General features: G+C 67.3%; 21 protein-coding genes. 12 read left to right on the top strand and 9 right to left on the bottom strand.

Translation table 11 applies throughout. The features are described 5' to 3' along the window. Positions 1–27 precede the first annotated feature (27 nt). Both FHT98_RS11530 and htpX read right to left on the bottom strand, forming a co-directional pair. Entirely contained in the window at positions 28–1,392 is a 1,365-nt protein-coding gene (locus FHT98_RS11530; RefSeq protein ID WP_142114115.1) for an RsmB/NOP family class I SAM-dependent RNA methyltransferase, read from the bottom strand. A gap of 1 nt (position 1,393) precedes the next feature. Then, the gene (gene htpX, locus FHT98_RS11525; protein WP_091861950.1) at positions 1,394–2,323 is read right to left on the bottom strand and encodes a zinc metalloprotease HtpX; all 930 of its coding nucleotides are present in this window, start codon (positions 2,321–2,323) and stop codon (positions 1,394–1,396) included. A gap of 116 nt (positions 2,324–2,439) precedes the next feature. On the opposite strand from htpX, the gene FHT98_RS11520 reads away from it, so the two are divergent. After that, positions 2,440–2,661, top strand: coding sequence for a DUF1674 domain-containing protein (locus FHT98_RS11520; RefSeq protein WP_185745132.1), 222 nt, complete (start codon positions 2,440–2,442; stop codon positions 2,659–2,661). Between the two features lie 85 nt (positions 2,662–2,746). After that, complete coding sequence (locus FHT98_RS11515) at positions 2,747–4,051, top strand: class I SAM-dependent methyltransferase (protein ID WP_142114114.1); 1,305 nt, start codon at positions 2,747–2,749, stop codon at positions 4,049–4,051. A gap of 83 nt (positions 4,052–4,134) precedes the next feature. Here FHT98_RS11515 and FHT98_RS11510 read toward each other — a convergent pair whose 3' ends face one another. Further along, positions 4,135–4,452 carry a DUF2853 family protein gene (locus FHT98_RS11510; protein ID WP_061965698.1) on the bottom strand — a complete coding sequence of 106 codons (318 nt, stop codon included), beginning with the start codon at positions 4,450–4,452 and terminating at the stop codon, positions 4,135–4,137. A gap of 241 nt (positions 4,453–4,693) precedes the next feature. On the opposite strand from FHT98_RS11510, the gene FHT98_RS11505 reads away from it, so the two are divergent. Then, positions 4,694–5,641 carry a 2-hydroxyacid dehydrogenase gene (locus FHT98_RS11505; RefSeq protein WP_142114113.1) on the top strand — a complete coding sequence of 316 codons (948 nt, stop codon included), beginning with the start codon at positions 4,694–4,696 and terminating at the stop codon, positions 5,639–5,641. 4 nt (positions 5,642–5,645) lie between these two features. On the opposite strand, the gene FHT98_RS11500 is transcribed toward FHT98_RS11505, so the two are convergent. From FHT98_RS11500 to FHT98_RS11485, 4 genes are all read right to left on the bottom strand, one after another. After that, positions 5,646–6,158, bottom strand: coding sequence for a L,D-transpeptidase (locus tag FHT98_RS11500; protein WP_142114112.1), 513 nt, complete (start codon positions 6,156–6,158; stop codon positions 5,646–5,648). 110 nt (positions 6,159–6,268) lie between these two features. Then, positions 6,269–7,093, bottom strand: a complete 825-nt coding sequence (locus tag FHT98_RS11495) for a heme ABC transporter ATP-binding protein (RefSeq protein WP_142114111.1) — start codon at positions 7,091–7,093, stop codon at positions 6,269–6,271. Then, complete coding sequence (locus tag FHT98_RS11490) at positions 7,086–8,165, bottom strand: FecCD family ABC transporter permease (RefSeq protein WP_142114110.1); 1,080 nt, start codon at positions 8,163–8,165, stop codon at positions 7,086–7,088. Before FHT98_RS11490 ends, FHT98_RS11495 begins: the two co-directional genes overlap by 8 nt. A 23-nt stretch (positions 8,166–8,188) precedes the next feature. Beyond that, entirely contained in the window at positions 8,189–9,148 is a 960-nt protein-coding gene (locus tag FHT98_RS11485; RefSeq protein WP_244492732.1) for a heme/hemin ABC transporter substrate-binding protein, read from the bottom strand. A 360-nt stretch (positions 9,149–9,508) separates the two neighbouring features. Here FHT98_RS11485 and hmuQ point away from each other — a divergent pair, with 360 nt between their 5' ends. The 3 genes from hmuQ (at position 9,509) to FHT98_RS11470 (ending at position 11,986) form a co-directional block, all read left to right on the top strand. Continuing rightward, positions 9,509–9,856 (top strand): heme-degrading protein HmuQ, encoded by a 348-nt coding sequence (hmuQ, locus tag FHT98_RS11480; RefSeq protein WP_061965707.1) that lies wholly within the window; start codon positions 9,509–9,511, stop codon positions 9,854–9,856. A gap of 10 nt (positions 9,857–9,866) precedes the next feature. After that, positions 9,867–10,388 carry a heme utilization cystosolic carrier protein HutX gene (gene hutX, locus FHT98_RS11475; RefSeq protein ID WP_142114109.1) on the top strand — a complete coding sequence of 174 codons (522 nt, stop codon included), beginning with the start codon at positions 9,867–9,869 and terminating at the stop codon, positions 10,386–10,388. Positions 10,389–10,528: 140 nt separating this feature from the next. Continuing rightward, entirely contained in the window at positions 10,529–11,986 is a 1,458-nt protein-coding gene (locus tag FHT98_RS11470; protein WP_142114108.1) for a hypothetical protein, read from the top strand. A gap of 3 nt (positions 11,987–11,989) precedes the next feature. Here the strand turns inward: FHT98_RS11470 and FHT98_RS11465 are convergent, their stop codons facing one another. Continuing rightward, positions 11,990–12,712 carry a fused DSP-PTPase phosphatase/NAD kinase-like protein gene (locus FHT98_RS11465; protein ID WP_248309203.1) on the bottom strand — a complete coding sequence of 241 codons (723 nt, stop codon included), beginning with the start codon at positions 12,710–12,712 and terminating at the stop codon, positions 11,990–11,992. Positions 12,713–12,878: 166 nt separating this feature from the next. Between FHT98_RS11465 and ppa the strand changes: the two genes are divergently transcribed. Then, the gene (gene ppa / locus FHT98_RS11460) at positions 12,879–13,415 is read left to right on the top strand and encodes an inorganic diphosphatase (protein ID WP_142114107.1); all 537 of its coding nucleotides are present in this window, start codon (positions 12,879–12,881) and stop codon (positions 13,413–13,415) included. Between the two features lie 54 nt (positions 13,416–13,469). On the opposite strand, the gene FHT98_RS11455 is transcribed toward ppa, so the two are convergent. Next, positions 13,470–14,345 (bottom strand): HpcH/HpaI aldolase/citrate lyase family protein, encoded by an 876-nt coding sequence (locus FHT98_RS11455; protein ID WP_142114106.1) that lies wholly within the window; start codon positions 14,343–14,345, stop codon positions 13,470–13,472. Between the two features lie 91 nt (positions 14,346–14,436). Between FHT98_RS11455 and FHT98_RS26730 the strand changes: the two genes are divergently transcribed. From FHT98_RS26730 to sdhA, 5 genes are all read left to right on the top strand, one after another. Beyond that, positions 14,437–16,149: a serine/threonine dehydratase gene (locus FHT98_RS26730; protein ID WP_142114105.1), complete on the top strand. Its 1,713-nt coding sequence runs from the start codon at positions 14,437–14,439 to the stop codon at positions 16,147–16,149. Between the two features lie 74 nt (positions 16,150–16,223). Further along, positions 16,224–17,285 carry a MaoC family dehydratase gene (locus FHT98_RS11445; protein ID WP_142114104.1) on the top strand — a complete coding sequence of 354 codons (1,062 nt, stop codon included), beginning with the start codon at positions 16,224–16,226 and terminating at the stop codon, positions 17,283–17,285. A gap of 154 nt (positions 17,286–17,439) precedes the next feature. Beyond that, positions 17,440–17,838 (top strand): succinate dehydrogenase, cytochrome b556 subunit, encoded by a 399-nt coding sequence (gene sdhC, locus FHT98_RS11440; RefSeq protein ID WP_244512133.1) that lies wholly within the window; start codon positions 17,440–17,442, stop codon positions 17,836–17,838. Positions 17,839–17,849: 11 nt separating this feature from the next. Next, entirely contained in the window at positions 17,850–18,242 is a 393-nt protein-coding gene (gene sdhD, locus FHT98_RS11435; protein WP_061965723.1) for a succinate dehydrogenase, hydrophobic membrane anchor protein, read from the top strand. Positions 18,243–18,246: 4 nt separating this feature from the next. Continuing rightward, positions 18,247–20,079: a succinate dehydrogenase flavoprotein subunit gene (gene sdhA, locus FHT98_RS11430; RefSeq protein ID WP_113584095.1), complete on the top strand. Its 1,833-nt coding sequence runs from the start codon at positions 18,247–18,249 to the stop codon at positions 20,077–20,079. The last annotated feature ends 4 nt before the right edge of the window (positions 20,080–20,083 follow it).

Raw genomic sequence — 20,083 nt, 5'->3', positions numbered from 1 at the left:
CGGTGCGCCGCGCGAATCCTGGCTCCGTCATAGCCTGATCAGGCGGGTTGCGTAAAATCCCGCCCATCCCGAAAGGCGCGGAGTTTCGCCCTGCAATTGGTGCGGCAGGGTCCGGATATCCCCATTCGAGTCGATCGCATCAGCCAAACCGCCGATTTCCTCCGGGCGGACGGGTTCGCGACTAAACTGGGGATTGCGGGCGAGAAAGGCCGCGGTCTGTTCTTCGCCTTCCTGCGGTTCGAGCGAACAGGTGCAGTAGACGAGGCGTCCGCCGGGCTTCGTCAACGCGGCGGCGGCATCGAACAGGCGCGCCTGAAGGGCAGCCAGCCGGTCGCGATCCTCGGGCAATTTCGTCCAGGCGACGTCGGGATGGCGGCGGATCGTGCCAGTCGCGCTGCAAGGCGCATCGAGCAGGACGGCGTCGAAGGGATCGGCCTTCCAGGTCACGGCATCGGCCGTGACCACCTCGGCGGAGAGGCCGAGCCGCGCCAGATTGGCCTTGAGCCGGCGCAGGCGCGGGCCGGAGCGATCGAGCGCGGTGACGCTCGCGCCGGCCGCGGCGATCTGGGCGGTCTTGCCGCCGGGCGCGGCGCAGAGATCGGCGATGCGCTCGCCGGGTTTTGGGGCGAGGAGCTTGACCGGCAGGGCCGCGGCGGCGTCCTGCACCCACCACGCGCCCTCATCGAAGCCCGGCAGGCCGGCGATGGCCTGGCGCTCGCGCAAGCGCACCGAGCCGATCGGCAGGGCGATGCCGTCGAGTTTTTCGGCCCAGCCGGCGGGGTCGGCCTTGACGGTGAGGTCGAGGGGCGGCTCCTCGCGATGGCTCTGCGCCATCGCGGCGGCGGCATCCTCGCCATAGGCCGTGCACCAGCTTTCGACCAGCCAGTCGGGCGTATCGCCGAAGACCTCCGCCTGGGCCTCGGCGAGGACCGCATCGCGCTCGCGGGCGAGGCGGCGCAGCACCGCATTGCCGAGTGCGGCATAGCGGGCCGAGCGCGCGTCCTCGTGCAGGTGGCGGATGGCGAGGTCGACCGCCGCGTGGTCGGGCACGTCGAGGAACAGGATCTGGGCGGCGGCGGCCGTCAGGATCGGCTCGAACGGGCCGGATTTGCGCGGGCTGCCGCGCTCGAGGCGCGCGTCGATGGCGTGCTGGATCGTGCCGAGGCGGCGGAAGGCCGTGACAGCGATGGCGCGGGCGAGGCTCGCATCGGCGGCGTCGAGCCCGGATTCCGGCAACATCCGCTCCAGGGTCTCGTCGAGGGCGGTGCGGGCGCGCAGGACCTCGTCGATGACCGTGGCCGCAAGCCGGCGCGCCGGCAGGCCCGGGGCATCGTCGAGCTTGGGCGGCGTTTCCGGCCGAGCGGGGCGGCGAGAGGAGGATTGATCTGCCATCTCAGCCCCACGGGCCCGGCTGGCGCGGGGCATTGCCCCAGGGATTGCTGTCGGCCTGGGCGGTGAAGCCGGCTCCGCCAGCACTGCGGCCGATGCCGAGCGCACGCGCCTGCTCCATCAGGGCGGCAATGCGGTTGCCGGTGTCGGGGTGTGTCGAAAACAGATTATCCATGCCGCCGCCGGTCAAGGGATTGATGATGAACATGTGCGCCGTAGCAGGCTTGGCCTCGGCTGTCTCGCTGGGGATGTGCTGAACGCCGGCCGCGATCTTGGCGAGTGCGTCGGCGAGCCAGACCGGATTGCCGCAGATCTGGCCGCCGAGCTTGTCGGCCTCGTATTCGCGCGAACGCGAGATCGCCATCTGGATCAAGGCGGCGGCCATCGGCGCGAGGATCGAGAGCAGGATCTGGACGATGAAGTTCGGGCGGTTGTCGCGCGAGCCGAAGAACATGCCGAAGGTGACGAGCGATGAGATCGCGCCGGCGAAGGTCGCGGTGATCGTCATGGTCAGCGTGTCGTGATTCTTGATATGCGCGAGCTCGTGCGCCATCACGCCGGCCAGCTCCTCATAGGTCAGCGTGCGCAGGATGCCGGTGGTCGCCGCGACAGCGGCGTTCTGCGGGTTGCGGCCGGTGGCGAAGGCGTTGGGCTGGTCTTCGTGGATCAGGTAGACGCGCGGCATCGGCATGTTCGCGCGGGCCGCGAGATCTCGCACCATGCCGTAGAGCTCGGGCGCGGTCGCAGCATCGACCTCCTGGGCATTGTGGGCGGCCAGCGCCAGCCGGTCGGAATTCCAGTAGCTGAAGAGATTGGTCACGACGGCAAAGCCGAGCGCCATCAGCATGCCGCCGCCGCCGCCGAGCAGGTAGCCGACCGCGCCGAAAAGCGCCGTCAGGCCCGCCATCAACATACCGGTGCGCACGTAGTTCATCGAAATCCCTTCTCTGGCGCCATCTGGCGTCGGCCCTCGCATCTGCGAGCATCGTGCCCTATGTGGTGAGGGCAATCCCGATCCTGCAAGAGAATCCTGCAAGGAAACGCGCTGAAATGCCCGATAAGACCGATCAGGACAGGCCGATGGATGCGCCGGAAGCCAAGGTACTGTCCCCCGCCGCGCAGCGTGCTCTGGCGGAAGCGGCCGCGCGCCGCGCTGCAATCGATACCCATGCCGCGGAGGTCGCCAGGCAACGCGAGGTCAATGGCCGCGGCGGGCTGGAGCCGGTGCGTTACGACGACTGGGAAGTGAAGGGCATCGCCAGCGATTTCTGATGGACGGGGCTGCGTATGGCCCCGAAACATTGCCAATCCGCGGCTCTGCGTCCAAACAGGCGCCGGATAGCAGCGGATGTGCCTCATGGATAGCAACGACAAGCGCCTCGCGGCCCTGCGCCGCCTTCTTGCCGAGGCGCATGACAAGCTCGGCCTGAAGCTCGGTTTCCGGCTCTGGGACGGGAGCATGGTTCCAGCTTCCTGGCCGGCGGACGGACTCGCAATCGCCATCGCCGACCCCGGCGTTCTGGCCGCGCTGATCCGCAAGCCCAAGCTCGATACGTTGCTCAACCTGCATATCGCCGACCGGCTCGCGATCGTGAACGGCTCGCTCTTCGATCTTGCCGCGGCGCGGCCGGAAGGGAAGGTCGGCAAACTCGCGCGCAACATCCCTAAGGGCGCGGTCTTCGATGTCATCAGGCGCTTCATCTTCGCGCCGGGCACGGCCGAGGCCGCCGTCGATCACCGCAAGGGCGACGAGATCGCGCGGGACGGCGCGCCGGCCACCAACAAGGCCAACATCGCCTACCATTACGACGTCTCGAACGATTTCTACCGGCTCTTCCTCGACGAGGAGATGGTCTATACCTGCGCCTATTTCAGCGAGGATCACGGCGATCTCGAGCGCGCCCAGCGCGACAAGCTCGACATGATCTGCCGGAAGCTGCGCCTGCAGCCCGGCGACCGCTTCCTCGATATCGGCTGCGGCTGGGGCGCGCTGGTCTGTCACGCCGCCCGCCATTACGGGGTCGAGGCTCATGGCGTGACGCTGGCGGAGGAGCAGCTCGCCCTGGCGCGCGAGAAGGTCGAGAGGCTCGGGCTTCAGGGCAAGGTCACGCTCCACCTCAAGGATTTCACCCAGATGGAGGGGGAGTTCGACAAGATCTCCTCGATCGGCATGTTCGAGCATGTCGGCATCCGCAACCATCCGTCCTATTTCCAGGCGGTGAACCGGCTGCTCAGGCCGCGCGGGCTCTATCTGCATCACTGCATCTCGCGCCGCGCCAAGAAGACCGAGAAGGCCTTCAACAAGATGCCGGCCGAGTATCGCGCGCTGGTGCGCTACATCTTTCCCGGCGGCGAGCTCGATCATCTGGGCATGTCGATCGCCAATCTCGAGCGCCACGGCTTCGAGGTCCATGACGTCGAGGGCTGGCGCGAGCATTACCAGCGTACGACGCGGCTGTGGTGGGAAAGGCTCGAAGCCAACAAGGACAAGGCCGAGGCCGAGATCGGTCCGGAGCGGACGCGGATGTGGCTGCTCTATCTCGCCGGCTGTTCGCTGGCCTTCGAGCGCGGCGGGGCGCTGGTCAACCAGACGCTGGTCACGAAGCGGCGCAAGGGGCCGTCCGGCCTGCCGCTGACGCGCGCAGACCTCTATCGCGCCTGAACGGCACTTCGGCCGGCTTGATGCCGGCCTCCCGTCTTCTCCGATGTCGGGAAGGTCGCCCGGCGCGCGGCCGGGCCGAGGTCTTACTTCTTGACGAAGAGGTCGAGCTTTCCGTGATGCTCGGCCAGCAGGTAATAGAAGGTCAGGCGGGACTTGGTCTTGTCGGCCTTCATGTGCTCGCAGATCGCCTTGACGGAGCCGTCGAGATCGCCGGACTTCAGGCCGAGCTTCTTCTTCAGGAAGTTTTCGCGGACGCGATCGAGTTCGGCCGGATCGGAGCAGGCGACGTAGCGGGTATCGGGTTTGCTCATCACCAGTGCATAGGATTTCGACATGCCGGCGAAGGCCGCTTCGTTGAGCGCCTTCTTGGCAAACTTCTTCACGTCGGCGAGATGGTCCATCTGGTAGCCCCTTCCTGGCCCGTACGGGAGTACGGGTGGTTACGTGTCGCGGGCGGAGGTTAACGCGGTTCTTTGCAGGGGGCGAGGGGGCAAAGGAGCAGATTGCGAGATTTCGGAACGGCCCGGACCAGCCTTTGGTCGAAGGCCGGGATTGCGTGGCGCGGATGACGGGGCCAACGCCAGCATGGGTTGAGCCGGCGCCGATCCGGTGCTGCGATGCAGCATCCCCCGGAGCATGACGATGAAGCCGACGATCCTGATGATGCCGCGTATCGCCGCCGAAGCGATCGCCCGCCTGAAGCAGAGCTACACCGTGATCGGACCGGTCGATGGCGACGCTGCGGCCGCGATCCCGGCGGAGGCGAGGGACGCGCGCGTTCTGGTGACCTATGGCGGGCGCCGGACCAGCGCCGAACTGATGGACGCCTTGCCGAAGCTCGAGCTGATCGCCTGCTATGGCTCCGGCGTCGAGGGGGTCGATGCCGCCGCGGCCAAGGCGCGCGGCATCAGGCTCTGCAATGCCGCCGACGCCAATGCGCGCAGCGTCGCCGAATTCGCGATGGGCCTGATGCTCTGCGCCATGCGCGGCATCGGGCAGGGGGAGCGCTTCCTGCGCGACGGCCTCTGGGGCAAGCCGGGGCACTATCCGGTCGCCAACACGCCGGACCTCGCCGGCCGCAAGATCGGCATCTATGGGCTCGGCGCCATCGGCAGCCGGATCGCGAGCCGCGCCGCAGCCTTCGAGATGGAGGTGGGCTATCACAGCCGCTCGCCCAAGCCGGATCTGCCTTACCGCTTCCATGACAGCCTGCCTGGCCTTGCCGCATGGGCCGACGTGCTGGTGGTCGCTGTCCGGGCCAGTGCCGAGACCCGCAACGCCATCGACGATGCCGTGCTGAACGCGCTTGGGCCCGCGGGTTATGTCGTCAATATCGCGCGTGGCCTCGTCATCGATGAGGACGCGCTCTGCGCCGCGCTTGAACAGAAGCGGATCGCCGGCGCGGCGCTCGATGTCTTCGCTGCGGAGCCGCATGTGCCGGGGCGGCTCCGCGCGCTCGACAATGTCGTGCTGACGCCGCATATCGCGGCGAGTTCGCAGGATGCCAAGAAAGAGCAGTTGCGGATGCTGCTCGGCAATCTGGAGGCGTTCTTCGCGGGACGGCCGATCCTTTCGCCGGTCACCCTCTGAAGGATCAGGGCAGGACGACGACCGGGGTTCCCATCTGGACGCGTGCGTAAAGGTCGATCACGTCCTGGTTGTGCATGCGGAAGCAGCCATAGGATGCGGCCTTGCCGACGGTATTCGGCATGTTGGTGCCGTGGATCGCGTATTGTCCGCCGGGACCGAGGCCGATGACGCGCGCGCCCATCGGGTTGCGCGGCGAGCCGCCGGGAATGACGTCGGGCAGGCGGGGATTGTCGCGCTTGACCTCGGCCGGCGGCGCCCAGGCCGGATCGATCTGCAGTTCCTCGACATATTTGACGCCGCGCCACTGCTTGCCGGCCTTGCCGACGGCGATGGTGTAGCGGATCGCCTCGCCGGGCGAGACGACGTAGTAGAGCTTCCGCTCACCGGTGCGGATCACGATGGTGCCGGGGTCGAAGCGCCCGTCGCGCATTCCGACGACCTCGCGGGCCTGCGCAGGTAGCGCAGCCGCAATGGCGGCCGACAGGGCAAGGGTCGCGACAGCGATATGCCGGAACATGTCTGGAACTCCCTGGAAACTGCGGGAGTTGTGCCGCCGCAGCCGTGAAGCGCGGGTTGAGCGATATGGTGAAGCGATGATTCAGGATGAATCACCGGTGAATCAGCGCTTTAGGCCGCCGGCCTAGCCCGGTGCTGCTGCGGCAGCAGGAAGGGCAGGCCGGGCGCGGGCGCGCGGCTCAGCGTCAGGTCGACCTTGAAGACCTGGCGCAGCAGTGCGTCGTCCAGCGTCTTGGCCGGCGGGCCCTGCGCGATGATCCGGCCCTGATCCATCACGACGAGATGGTCGGCATAGGTCACGGAGAGATTGAGGTCGTGCAGCACGATCAGGACGGCAACACCGCGGGCTGCGATGGCGCGGGCCATGTCGAGCAAAGCGAGCTGATGGCAGAGGTCGAGGCTGGCGATCGGTTCGTCGAGGAACAGGACCTGCCGCTGCGCGACGCTGCGGCCGGCTTCGAGCTGGCAGAGCACGCGGGCGAACTGCACGCGCTGCTGCTCGCCGCCGGAGAGCGTCTGATAACGCCGCCCGGCGAGATCGATCACGCCGGCGGCAGTGAGGCTCTCGGCGACGATCGCCTCGCGCCGCTGGCGGGTCAGGGCCCGGCCGATGCCGTCGACGCCGAGGCTCGCGACCTCGTAGACGCTGAAGGGAAAGGCGAGGCGGGCATGCTGGGCCATCACCGAACGCAGGCAGGCGAGACGCCAGGCCGGCACTGCCGCGAGCGGTTCGTCGGCGATGCGGATATCGCCGCCGGCCGGCTTGATCTCGCCGGTCAGCAGCTTGAGCAGGGTCGATTTGCCGGCGCCGTTGGGGCCGATCAGGATGGTCGTCGTGCCCCCGGTGAGCTCGAGGCTGGCATCGCTGACGAGCTTGCGCCCGCTGGCGAGGAAGCTGACGCCATGGCCGGAGAGGATCGGGTTCGCTTCAGACATCGATCAGGCTCGTGCGGCGCAGGAGCAGCCAGAGGAAGAAGGGTGCGCCGATCGTGGCGGTGACGATGCCGATCGGCAGTTCGGCGGGGACGACGATCAGGCGCGCGACGATATCGGCGCCGACCAGCAGCATCGCACCGCCCAAGGCCGAGAGCGGCAGCAGCAGGCGATGGTCCGGGCCGACGCAGAGCCGGATCAGATGCGGCACGACGATGCCGACGAAGCCGATCAGGCCGGCCGTGGCGACGCTGGCGCCGACGGCGAGCGCGACCAGCAGAATCGCCAGCGCCTTGATGCGCTGGACGGGGATGCCGAGATGGTAGGCCTCGGCCTCGCCGAGCATCAGCCCGTTCAGGCCGCGGGCCAGCAACGGCATCAGGAGAAGCAGCGGCAGGATGATCGGCGCGACCACCGTCAGCTTCGTCCAGCTCGCGCCGCCGAGGCTGCCGAGCGACCAGAAGGTCAGGTCGCGCAATTGCCGGTCGTCCGACATGAAGGCGAGCAGGCCGGTCAGTGCGCCCGCGAGCGCACCGAGCGCGACGCCGGCCAGCAGCATCGTGGCGACCGAGGTGCGACCGCCGCGGGTGGCGATGAGATAGAGCGCCAGCGTCGAGATCAGGCCGCCGCAGAAGGCGCCGGCCGGCAGGGCGGCGAAGGGCAGCTTCATCATCGTGCCGGCGAGCAAGCGGTCGCCCAGCACGATGGTGGTGGCTGCCGCCAGTGCCGCGCCGCTGGAGACGCCGACGAGGCCGGGGTCGGCAAGCGGGTTGCGGAACAGCCCCTGCATCAGGGCGCCGGAGACGGCGAGGCCGGCGCCGACGAGCAGGCCGAGAAGCACGCGCGGCAGGCGGATATTGAGGACGACGAGGACATCGCGGCCCTCGAGCAAGGTGGTGTCCCCGGAAAGCCGCGCCATCAAAATCTCGGCGACGCGGCCGGGTGCGATCGAGATCGCACCCTGGCCGATGGCGACCACGGTCAGGAGCAGGCAGGCCAGGGCGAGCCCCGCCACCGCGAGCAGGCCGGTGCGGCGCCGGCCGGCGATCAGCGTCGTCAGAGGCGAGGAGGCCATGGCTGGGGACGGTGCCGCGAGGGTCACGGGGCGGCTGCGGTCTTGAGCGGCGGAATGGCGGCTTCCGGGTAGATCGCGGCCATCAGGTCGCGCGCCGCCATCGGCGTGCGCGGCCCGAAGCCGAGCAGATAGAGCCCGTCCATATGGACCAGCCGCTTGCCGGTCGCTGCCGGGGTCTGGGAGAAGGCGGGCATCGCGAAGAGCTCGTCGGGCGTGGTGTTATGAGCGCTGCTGTTGCGCATCATCAGCACCATGTCCGGCGCGGCGGCGGCGATCGCCTCGTCCGTCATCGGCTTGTAGCCCTCGATCGCATCGGCGACGTTGATGCCGCCGGCGAGCGAGATGATGCCATCGGCCGAGCTGTTGCGGCCGCCGACCATGGCGCGGCCGTTCTGGAGCGAGAGCAGGAAGAGGACGCGCTTCTTCTTGGCGATGCCGGAGCGCAGCGTGGCGAGCTCGTCGAAGCGCGCCTTGGTCTGTGCCGCCAGGCGCTCGGCCGGAGCGGCTGCGCCGATCGCGGCGCCGATCGCGGCGATCTTGCTGGTGACCCCGTCCGGAGTCAGTCCGTCATGGATGCGGGCGATCTTCACGCCGGATTCGGTCAGCAGCGAGACGGCATCGGGAGGGCCTGCGCCATCGATCGCCATGATCAGGGAAGGCTTCAGCGAAAGCACGCCCTCGGCCGAGAGCGCGCGGACATAGCCGACATTCGCCTTCTGCTTCAGCGCCTCCGCCGGGAACTGGCTGGTCGAATCGACACCGACGATGCGGTCCTGCAGGCCCAGCGCATAGATCACCTCGGTGATGACGCCGCCGGCGACGACGATGCGATCCGGCGTCTGGGCAAGTGCCACGCCCGGCAAGGCGGCGGGGAGTGCGAGCCCACCGAGGCCGAGCGCGCTCAAGGCGAGCGCTGCGGTCATCTCGCGACGGTTCGGCTGCCGCAGGCCGCCATGGGCTTTGGTGATGCGCGAGCCAGACATATCGCAACTCCGTTCGGGCCCAGACGGTGGATTCTACCGACGCGGGCGCCAGGCAAGAAGGTTGTAGCCAGTTTAAAATCATTCAATACAAAGTAGATCCTGTTTTTAATTATTCAAAACAAGATCTTCTTTGCAGTATTATTGACGCTGATATGAGGCTTTACTACAAGGGGTCAAGGGCAACGCCGATGCGCGGCCGGCTTCGTCGGGCGATCTCGCCGGATAGTCGCCTGCCGGCCATGTGCATTTCCGGGTCGAGCCCTCCTTCCGGAGGCGCTCGAACGGATGGCGGTTGCCCTGCCGCGATCGCGGCATCGTTCGTTTCCGCCGGCTCCGGCGCGTCAGATGCAGGGTTTACCGATGTTCATCGCCATGAATCGCTTCAAGGTCGTCAAGGGCGAGGAGGCCGCCTTCGAGACGGTCTGGTCCTCGCGCAAGACCCGGCTCGACGAGATGCCGGGCTTCCTCTCCTTCCATCTGCTGAAGGGGCCGGAGAAGGAAGATCACACGCTCTATTCCTCGCATACGAGCTGGGCCTCGAAGGAGGATTTCACGGCCTGGACCAAGTCCGAGCAGTTTCGCGAATCGCATCGCAATGCCGGCCAGCCGCGCCCGAAGCCGATGTATCTCGGCCATCCCGAATTCGAGGGCTTCGAGACCGTGCTGAGCGAGAGCAACCCGCACCTGCCCCGCCAGGCGGCCGAGTGAGGCTTACCCGATGACGACCGCCGACATCACCGCGCAGGACCCGATGGAGCATGCGCGCGCCCTGCTCGCGGCCAAGCCGGACGGCCTGATCGAGGCCGTCGCGCGCGAGGCCAAGGTCTCGACGCGCGCAGTCCTCGAACTCCTGCCCGCCGGGCAGCGTCAGCTCGTGGCACCCGAGCGCTTCGAGGATGTCTGGAAGGAGCTGGCGAGCTGGGGGACGGTGCTCTTCCTGATGCACACGCCCGACATCGTGCTGGAATGCGAGGGCTCGCTGCCGGTCGGCAGCTTCGGCCATGGCTACTACAACATCCATGGCGACAGCCCGATCGGCGGACATATCAAGGCCGAGAACTGCCGGGCGATCTATCTGGTCGACCGCTCCACCGCGCAGGGCCGGCGCGCCTGCTCGGTGCAGTTCTTCAACGGTTCCGGCGAGGTGATGTTCAAGGTCTTCGTGCGGCGCGATGCCGCGCGGGAACTGCTGCCGGACCAGCTGGCGCGGTTCGAGGCGCTCAAGACAAAATTCGCCTGAGCCGCGAAAAAAACGCCATGGTGCGGTTTATGCTTCGCGCGGTACAAGCTGCGCGAAGCGGCATCAGTGACGGACATGAGCGAAATTAACCAATCGTTAACCATGTTGACGCAGCCTTCGCGGCAGAAGGCCCGTCGGGCATGACCGCATCGCGCGACCGCGAGCTCTCGGGCGACGCGGCGGCCACGCCCGACGAAAGGCTGTCCGACGGTTCGACGATGGGGGGCGATATGGCCGCGCATGTCACCATGGATCGGGCCCATCTGCCGCATGGCCGCCCCGAGCTGACCATTGCGGCCGGGCGGAGGTTCGTGGCGAGGCGGGTTCCGGCTCTGCGCTCGAATCTGGGTTCGGCGCTCCTGCTCGGCCTGCGCTTCATTCAGGCCCGGCTGATCTCGGTCTGGGGCCTGATCATTGCGGCCGCCCTGTGCCCGCCTTTCGTCTTCGCCGCCTTCGCCGTCTTTTCATCGGCTGCGAACTTCATCTCGATCGCCTCGCTCCTGCGATTGGAGGCGGTGTTTTTCCGGAGCAGCGATCGCTTCCGGCTTGGCCTTGCCTTCCGGCTTGCCGCTGCCGTCGGGGTGGCCTTCCTGGCGATCACCACCCTGGTCCTGATCGGGCTCGCCGCGACTGGCTGGGTCGCGCCTGCCGTCGCCTTCTTCTTCCTGGTTTCGCTGGCGGCGCGTTCGGTCCTGCGTTTGCTCTGGTCCGAGGCGACGGCGGAAGGGGATTTCCGCGCCATCGGCAACAGCAATGTCGTGCAGGCGGTGGTCCAGCCGGCGATCATGCTGATCCTGATCGCGATCTTCGGGCCGAAGGCGCTGACCCTGTTCATGGCCGATGCGCTCGGGCATGTGCTGGCGGCGACCTATCTTCTGCGGCGCCGACGGGATTCGGTCGCGGAGCTTGTCCAGCCGGGTCTGTGGTCATGGCGCAGCCTCGCCGAGGCAGCCATCCGCTGGCGGGATGCGCCGCGCGCGCTGCTGCCGTCGGCGCTGCTGGCCTATGGCTTCGCGATCGCGCCGCTGATGGCGCTGCCCTATGCCAGCAACACCGTGCTGGCCGCGCAGATCGCCCTGTCGATGCGGCTTCTGGACATGCCCACCCAGATGTTCGGCACCGTGTCGATCCCGCTCGTGCTGAACCGCCTGCGCGCCCATGCCGGCCGGCGGCGGCGTTTCTGGGCACGCATCATGGCGCTCGGCCTGATCGTCGGCGCGACGGTCCTGTTCGGCGTCATCGCCTTGGTCTCGCTCGTGGCGGATCATTGGCTGGACGGGACGCAGTGGCAGAATCTCGGTGAGGTCATCGCATTGCTGGCGGCGTTCTATATCGGCATTGCCGTGCTCGGGCCGCTGCAGGAAGTGGCGACACTTTCGCGCCAGCCATTCTGGCAGGTTGTGATCAACGGCGTCGCGCTGATCGCTATCGTGGCGGCGATGGCGTGGTTCCGCGCATTGTCGCCGGAGCTGCTGTTGACGATCGGCGCCATCTCGATCCTGCGGACGCTGACGCACACCGTCTTCATCTGGCTACATCTCGACGATTCCGCTGAAGCACCGACCGATGGCCTGGCCGCTTCGGGGGCTGCCCGCTGAAGGTTATTCTCTGCGGATCAGCTTGTCGGCGACCAGCGAGGAGAGAAGACCCGGCTTGAACTCGCGCTCCAGCCGCTCCGGGTCGTAGATCGTGGCGACCCAGTCCAAGAAGGCGATGCCCTTCGCCTCGCCCTCGCGGCGATAGGCCTCGAAGAAGGCGTCGAGGATGCCGGTCTTGGCGAAGCGGAAATGGCCGTAGCGCAGCGAGAGCTGGCGCATCGCTTCGTCGAGCGGGCGCCCTTCATGGATCAGCAGGTAGAGCGCCGAGAAGAAGCCGGCCCGGTCGGCGCCCGATTTGCAATGCACCAGTGCCGGCTCGTTGAGACTCTCGAAGAATGCCTTGGCACCGAGAATGGTCTCGCGCTCCGGGGCGCCACGTGAGCGCAGCACGAAATCGACCAGCTTGATGCCGTGGCGCTCGCACGCCTCCTTCTGGAGCGGCCAGGAGCCGTGCTCGCGCCCGCCGCGCAGGTTGACGATGGTCCTGACGCCCTTGCGCGCGAAGGTGGCGATCTGGCCGGGCGCAGGCTGGGCCGCGCGCCAGAGCCGCGGCGTGACCCGGTGCGCATTGAGATAGGCGAGCCGGAAGATGCCGTGGTCGACCAGCAGCATGTTGGCCCAGGCGCGCAGGCGCTGGCCGCGGCCCTCGATCGGCCGGTCCCAGCGGGCGATGCGGGCCATGCGGCGGGCATAGCGCTCTTCGTCGGGGCGCAGGCGGCTCAGCACGGCCTGATCTCGGGGCTGTTCATGAGGCGCCGGATAGCAGCGCGGGCGCGCCTGCGCAAATCATCAGGCAATGAGCGATCACGGAAGGGCTTGGCGTTTTCGCCGCGAACTTGCATAAGGCCCGGCAAAATTCCCAAGCGAAAATTTCCAAGCGACAGGTTCCAGCATGCGCATCGACGCCATCTCCATCGGCAAGAACCCGCCCGAAGAAGTCAATGTCCTGATCGAAGTGGCGATCGGGGGCGAGCCGATCAAGTACGAGATGGACAAGGAAGCCGGCACGCTCTTCGTCGACCGCTTCCTCTACACGCCGATGCGCTATCCCGGGAACTACGGCTTCATCCCGCATACGCTCTCGGAAGATGGCGACCCCTGCGACGTGCTCGTCGCCAATACGCGCCCGCTGGTGCCGGGCTCGTATATCGCGGTGCGGCCGATCGGCGTGATGCTGATGGAGGACGAGGCCGGCGGCGACGAGAAGATCATCGCCGTGCCCGTGCCGAAGCTGACCAAGCGCTACGAGAACGTGCACAACTACACCGACCTGCCGCAGATCACGCTCGACCAGATCCAGCACTTTTTCGAGCACTACAAGGATCTCGAGCCCGGAAAATGGGTCAAGCTCAAGGGCTGGGGTGATGCCGCCATGGCCAAGAAGCTGATCACCGAGGCGATCGAGCGGGCGAAGGCTGCGAAGGGCTGAGTCCGTTCGTCCAGACGCTTTGAAAGGGCCGCGCTGAGCGCGGCCTTTTTTATTTCAGGCCGCGATCGCGTCCGCCAGCGCGACCGTGCGGCGCGCCATCTCGGCATGCAGCAGTTCGACCATGCGGCCGTCGAGCTGGATCGCGCCCTTGCCGGCGTTCTCCGGCAGGTCGAAGGCGGCGATGACGGCGCGGGCCTTCGCCAGCTCGGCCTCGTCGGGCGCGAAGACCGCGTTGGCCACCGCGACCTGCGAGGGATGGATCAGAGTGCGGCCGTCGAAGCCGAGATCGCGGCCCTGCTCGCATTCGGCCAGGAAACCGGCCTCGTCCTTGATGTCGTTATAGACGCCGTCGAGGATGTCGATGCCATGGGCGCGGGCGGCGAGCAGCGCGCTCGTCAGCCAGGGCAGCATCGGGGCGCGGCCGGGCACGAAGCGGGCGCGCGTCTCCTTGGCGAGGTCGTTGGTGCCCATCACGAAGCAGGAAAGCCGCGTCACGGGATCGCGGGCGGCACGGGCGATGCGCTCGACATCGAGAATGGCGAGTGGGGTCTCGATCATCGCCCAGATCGCGATGGCAGGGTCCGCCCAGAGGCCGTTCAGCAGGCCGCCGACCTCGTGCAGGGTTTCCGGCGCCGAAACCTTCGGGATCAGGATCGCCTGCGGCTTCGCCTCCGTGGCGGCGGCGAGATCCTCAGTGAACCACGGCGTGCCGGTGCCGTTGACGCGGATCACCAGCTCCCGCCGGCCATAGCCGCCGGCCTTCACGGCGGCGCAGACCTGTTCTCGCGCTGTCGCCTTGGCGTCGGGAGCGACGGCGTCCTCGAGGTCGAGGATCAGGACGTCGGCCGCGATCTCGCGGGCCTTCTCAAGCGCGCGGGCGTTGGAGCCCGGCATATAGAGGGCGCTGCGGCGGGGGCGTATCGTGGTCATCGTCTCTCCTGACACGGGCCGGCTTGTGCTGCGCTGCACAGTAGAGCAACGCAGATGCAATGCCAGCGCTGCGAAAGGCGGAGGGAACGAGATGGCGTGGCTTGTCGGGGTGGATGGCTGCAAGGGCGGCTGGATCGCGGCGATCGCGTTCAGCGAAGGGCGGGGTGCGCCGGTGATCCGTGTTGTGCCGCACTTCACCGATCTCTTCACGAGCGAGATCGTGCCCGATCTCGTCGCGGTCGACATGCCGGTCGGCCTCCCCGATCGGGTGAAGGGCTCCGGGCGCGGACCCGAACAGGCGGTGCGCGCGCTGCTGGGCGACAGGCAATCCTCGGTGTTTTCGATTCCGGCGCGTCGAGCGGTCGAGGCAACCGATTATTGGGAGGCTTGTGCACTGGCGCTCGCAGCCTCCGATCCGCCGCGCAAGGTCTCGAAGCAGGGCTTTCACCTGTTCCCGAAAATCCGCGAAATCGATGGCCTGCTGCGTTCCGAGCCCGCATTGCGCGAACGCGTCTACGAGGTTCATCCCGAACTCGCCTTCCGCACGATGCGAGGCGCACCGCTGGTCCATCCCAAGAAGATCAAGGGCGTGGTCAATCCGAAGGGCATGGCCGAGCGGCGCAGCCTGCTGATGGCGGCCGGCATTCCGGCCGAGACGGCGAACTCCCGTCCGCCGCGCGGGGCTGCAGCCGACGACCTTCTCGATGCGCTGGCGGCGCTGGTCGTCACCCGGCACATTGCCGCCGGGCGTGGGTACCCCTTTCCCGATCCGCCGGGACGCGATAGCCACGGTCTTCCGATTGCGATCTGGACTTTTCGTCCAGCTTCCGAGCCTCGTCAGGATATCGTCATGAGCGCACGCCCCGTCACCCGCCCGATGATCGAGGAAGCGGCGGCGCGCATCGCCGGCCATGCCCGGATCACGCCCGTGATGCGATTGGGCACAGGGGCTTTCGGCTCCGTGGCGGATGTCTCGCTCAAGCTCGAATGCCTGCAGCATGCCGGCTCGTTCAAGACGCGCGGCGCCTTCAACAACCTGCTCTCGCTGCCGGTGCCGGCCGCCGGTGTCTCGGCTGCGTCGGGCGGCAATCATGGCGCCGCGGTAGCCTACGCCGCGATGAAGCGCGGCGTGAAGGCGACGATCTTCGTTCCGGAAATCTCGCCCGCCGCCAAGATCGAGGCGATCAAGCGCTTCGGCGCCGATGTCGTGGTCGGCGGTGCCCAGTATGACGACGCACAGGCGGCCTGCGACCGCTTCGTCGGCGAGACCGGAGCGCTCAAGATCCATCCCTTCGCTGCGGCGGAGACCATCACCGGCCAGGGCACGCTCGGCCGTGAATGGGATTTGCAGGAACCGGATCTCGACACCGTGCTCGTGGCTGTCGGCGGCGGCGGGCTGATCTCGGGCATCGCGAGCTGGTTCACTGGGAGCAAGGTCAAGGTCGTCGGCGTCGAGCCGGAAGGCTCGCGTGCCTTGCAGGCTGCGTTCGATGCGAAGGGGCCGGTCGAGGTCAAGGTCGCTTCGGTGGCGGCGGATTCGCTCGGCGCCCGCAATGTCGGCCAGCTCGTCTATGACGTGACCAGGGTCAGCGTTGACCATGTCGCGCTCGTGCCGGATGCGGCGATCACCGAGGCGCAAGGCGTGCTCTGGCGCGATTTCCGCCTTGCGGTCGAGCCCGGCGGGGCGGCGGCGCTGGGGGCGTTGCTCTGCGGCGCTTACAAGCCTGCGCAGGGCGAGCGGCTCGGCGTGCTCGTCTGCGGCGCCAATGTCGATCTGGCGAAGCTGGCTACGATCGTCGGCTGACGTTTGGCCTTTCGTCGGGGCTGGACGCGGAGCTTCGTTGCAACGCACACTTGCCCGCGATCAGGAGGCGATGCATGCCCGGCTCGACGCCAAAGACCAGTTCCGGCCGTTTCTTCGAGGATTTCCACCTCGGCGACAGCATCGTCCATGCCACGCCGCGCACGGTGCGGGCCGGCGACGCGGCGCTCTATACGGCGCTCTACGGCTCGCGCTTCGCGGTGCAGTCCTCGGACGCCTTCGCTGGCGCGATCGGCTATTCGACGGCGCCGATCGACGACCTGCTGGTCTTCCACATCGTCTTCGGCAAGACGGTGCCGGATGTCTCGCTCAATGCGGTCGCCAATCTCGGCTATGCCGATGGACGCTTCCTGAGGCCGGTCTATCCCGGCGATACGCTCTCGACGACCTCTGAGGTGATCGGGCTGAAGCAGACCTCCGCCGGGGATGCCGGCATCGTCTATGTCCGCTCGATCGGCCGCAACCAGCGCAATGAGATCGTGCTGAGCTATGCGCGCTGGGTGCTGGTGCGCAAGCGCGAGCCGGGCACGCCCGCTCATGCCGAGCAGGTGCCGGAGCTGGCCAAGGCCGTGCTGCCGGAGCAGCTCGGCGAGGGTTGCCCCCGGATCGAGCTCGCTGCTTACGACGATGCGCTGGCCGGCTCGCGCTTCCGCTGGGGCGATTATGCCGTCGGCGAGCGGATCGACCATGTCGACGGCATGACCGTCGAGGAGGCCGAGCATCAGCTTGCGACGCGGCTCTACCAGAATACGGCACGGGTGCATTTCGATGCCCACGCGGCGCTGGGCAGCCGTTTCGGCAAGCGCCTGATCTATGGCGGCCATGTCATCAGCCTGGCGCGGGCGCTGTCCTTCAACGGGCTCGGCAACGCCTTCCATATCGCGGCGATCAATGGCGGGCGCCATGTCGCGCCGCTCTTCGCCGGCGACACGGTCTATGCCTGGAGCGAGGTGCTGGGCAGCGCCGAGATTCCGGGGCGCGGCGATGTCGGGGCGCTCCGGCTTCGGCTGGTCGCGACCAAGAACCGCGCTTGCGCGGATTTCCCGCTGAAGGCCGGAGATCAGTATGATCCGAGCGTGATTCTCGATTTCGACTATTGGGCGCTGCTGCCGCGGTAAGCTTTTCGTAAGAAAATGACGATTTTCAGAATCTGTAACTTCGTTATGCGCATGCCGCATTGCAGCGCCGGGACGGTTTCGTTAGACAACCAGTCACTCTAGAATGATCCCAAATGGGTCCGTCCCTATCGACGGACCGCTTGATCGGAGAACGATATTGGCCGAGGTCAAGCCCGCAGCCCGCCCGCTTTCGCCCCACCTGCAGATCTATCGCTGGTCCTGGACGATGGCGATGTCCATCGCCCACCGCGTCACCGGCACGGGGCTTTATCTCGGCACGGTGCTGATCGCTGCCTGGCTGGTCGCTGCCGCGTCCGGCCCCGCCGCCTTCGACATGGCGCAGGGGATCGCCGGTTCCTTCCTCGGCCGGGTCGTGCTCTTCCTCTACAGCTTCTCGCTGATCCACCACATGGTCGGGGGTCTCCGTCACTTCGTCTGGGACATGGGCAAGGGCTACGAGCCCGAGACCCGGATGAACATGGCGAAGTTCTCGCTGGTCGCCTCGGTGAGCCTGACGGTCCTGATCTGGATCGTCGCCCTGGTCCTGCGCTGAGGAGCCCCGCCATGCTGTCCAATTCCTCGATGCGCACCCCGCTCGGCCGCGTCCGCGGCCTCGGTTCCGCCAAGTCCGGTACCGGCCATTTCTGGCTGCAGCGCGTCACCGCCGTCTCGAACCTGATCCTGACGGTGATCTTCATCGGCGTCGTCATCGCGCTGGTCGGCCGGCCCTATCCGGCGGCGATCGCGCTTCTGTCGAACCCCTGCGTCGCGATCCTGATGCTGCTCTTCATCCTCTCGGCCTGCATCCATATGCGGATCGGCATGCAGGTCGTCATCGAGGATTACATCCATGGCGAGGGGGCCAAGGTCCTCGCCGTCATGGCCAACACCTTCTTCGCCATCGCCGTCGGCGCCGCCAGCGTCTACGCGGTGCTGAAGCTGTCTTTTGGAGGCTGATCCGATGGCGATCACAAAATCCCGCCCGGTCCCGGCCTATACCGGCACCGCCTATCCGATCACCGACCACACCTTCGACGTCGTCGTCGTTGGTGCCGGCGGCGCGGGTCTGCGCGCCACGGTCGGCTGCTCGCAGGCGGGCCTGCGCACTGCCTGCATCTCAAAGGTGTTCCCGACCCGCTCGCACACCGTCGCGGCCCAGGGCGGCGTCGCCGCCTCGCTCGGCAACATGGGCAAGGACACTTGGCAGTGGCACATGTACGACACCGTGAAGGGGTCGGACTGGCTCGGCGACCAGGACGCCATCGAATATCTCGTGCGCAACGCGCCGGCCGCCGTCTACGAGCTCGAGCATTGGGGCGTGCCCTTCTCGCGCACCGAGGACGGCAAGATCTATCAGCGCCCCTTCGGCGGCATGACCACCGAATTCGGCGAGGGCCCGCCGGCCCAGCGCACCTGCGCCGCGGCCGATCGCACCGGCCACGCCATGCTGCACACGCTCTACGGCCAGGCGCTGCGCTACAATACCGAGTTCTTCATCGAGTATTTCGCCATCGACCTGATCATGGACGAGGACGGCCATTGCCGCGGCGTGATCGCGCTCAAGCTCGATGACGGCACGCTGCACCGCTTCCGTTCGCAGCAGACGATCCTGGCGACCGGCGGCTATGGCCGCGCCTATTTCTCCGCCACCTCGGCCCATACCTGCACCGGCGACGGCGGCGGCATGGTGCTGCGTGCCGGCCTGCCGATGCAGGACATGGAGTTCGTGCAGTTCCACCCGACCGGCATCTACGGCTCGGGCTGCCTGATCACCGAGGGCGCACGCGGTGAGGGCGGTTACCTCACCAATTCCGAGGGCGAGCGCTTCATGGAGCGCTATGCCCCGTCAGCGAAGGACCTCGCCTCGCGCGACGTCGTCTCGCGCTCGATGACGATGGAGATCCGGGCCGGCCGCGGCGTCGGCAAGGACAAGGACCACATCTACCTCCATCTCGACCATCTCGATCCGAAGATCCTGCACGAGCGCCTGCCGGGCATCTCGGAGAGCGCCAAGATCTTCGCCGGCGTCGACGTGACGCGCGAGCCGATCCCGGTCCTGCCGACCGTGCACTACAACATGGGCGGCATCCCCACGAACTTCCACGGCGAGGTTCTGACCAAGGTCGGCGGTGATCCGGATACGGTGGTGCCCGGCCTGATGGCGATCGGCGAGGCGGCCTGCGTCTCCGTGCACGGCGCCAACCGCCTCGGCTCGAACTCGCTGATCGACCTCGTGGTCTTCGGCCGCGCGGCCGGCCTGCGCTGCGCCGAGACGGTGACCGCGGGCGAGAAGCAGCCTGAGCTTCCGAAGGGCTCTTCGGACCTCGCGCTCACACGTCTCGACAAGTACCGCAACGCTTCGGGCGGCACGCCGACCGCGGTGCTGCGCGACCGGATGCAGCGGACGATGCAGAACAACTGCGCCGTCTATCGCGAGGGCGACACGCTGGAAGAAGGCCACAAGCTGATCCACGAGGTCTGGAACGGCATCGCCGATATCGGCACCACGGACCGCTCGCTGATCTGGAATTCCGACCTGATCGAGACCCTGGAATTCGACAACCTGATCACCCAGGCGGTCGTGACCATGGACTCGGCGCTGAACCGTCCGGAAAGCCGCGGCGCCCATGCCCGCGAGGATTATCCGAATCGCGACGACAAGGACTGGATGAAGCACACGCTCGCCTGGATCGACGACGAGAAGCGGACGATCACGCTCGATGACCGGCCGGTGCACACTTACACGATGTCCAACGACATCGAGTACATCAAGCCCAAGGCGCGGGTGTACTGAGGAA

The organism is Allobosea sp. AK1 (assembly GCF_006714945.1).
In the GTDB taxonomy this organism is placed as follows: domain Bacteria; phylum Pseudomonadota; class Alphaproteobacteria; order Rhizobiales; family Beijerinckiaceae; genus Allobosea; species Allobosea robiniae.
This window is presented reverse-complemented; position numbering and strand designations above follow the sequence as displayed.